1 protein-coding gene is annotated in these 883 nt (G+C 73.3%); it reads left to right on the top strand.

Going from position 1 to position 883, the window contains the following annotated elements:
- The first annotated feature begins 69 nt into the window (after positions 1-69).
- Positions 70-813 carry a thioesterase II family protein gene (locus ASC99_RS24245; protein ID WP_057235629.1) on the top strand — a complete coding sequence of 248 codons (744 nt, stop codon included), beginning with the start codon at positions 70-72 and terminating at the stop codon, positions 811-813.
- The last annotated feature ends 70 nt before the right edge of the window (positions 814-883 follow it).

Raw genomic sequence — 883 nt, 5'->3', positions numbered from 1 at the left:
CCCCACCGTCGACCGGCTGGCGGCGCATCTCAGCGGCTCCGCCGAGCCGGCCCCGGCCGGGTGAGCGCGGTGGACGCTCCCTCCGTACCCCGCTGGGCGATCCGCGCGCCGGGCGCCGATCCGGCCGCCCGTACGCTCTACTGCCTGCCGCACGGCGGCGGTTCGGCCGCCGAGTACGTCCGGTGGGCCCGGGACCTGCGCAAGGTCGCGGTCTGTGCGGTCCAACTGCCGGGCCGGGGCTCCAGGTTGGCCGAACCACCGCACACCTCGATGGCCGAGCTGGTCCGCACCCTGCTCGCCGGGCTCGACCTGACGCCGCCGTACGTGTTCTTCGGGCACAGTCTCGGCGCGCTGGTCGCGTACGAGCTGACCCAGGCCCTGCGGGAGGCCGAGCGGCCGCTGCCCGAGCGGCTGATCCTCTCCAGCTATCCCGCTCCGCACCTGCCCAGGGAGCGCACCCTGCTGCACCGGCTGCCCGACGACGAGCTGCTGACCGAAGTGGCCAGGATGCACGGCGGCATTCCCGACGAGGTGTTCGCCAACGCCGAGTTGCGCCGGTTGGCGGCGGTCTGTGTCCGGGCCGACTACCGGATCGTGGAGACCTACAGCTGGCAGCCCCGGCCGCCGTTGCCGGTGCCGATCACCGTGCTCGGCGGACAGCAGGACGTGGTGTCCACCGAGCAGCTGGCGGCCTGGGCCGAGCACACCACCGAGCAACCGGTGCAGCAACGCAGCTTCCCCGGTGGGCACTTCTACTTCCGCGAGCGGCAACGTGCCGCCGTGCTGCGGACGGTGGAGGCGGCCGCATGCTGACCTTCGCCGTCGCCGCGCTGCTGCTGATCATGATCCCGGGCCCCGACCAGGCGTTGATCACCCGCAACGG

The organism is Kitasatospora sp. Root107, from assembly GCF_001424875.1.
Lineage (GTDB): Bacteria > Actinomycetota > Actinomycetes > Streptomycetales > Streptomycetaceae > Kitasatospora.
This window is presented reverse-complemented; position numbering and strand designations above follow the sequence as displayed.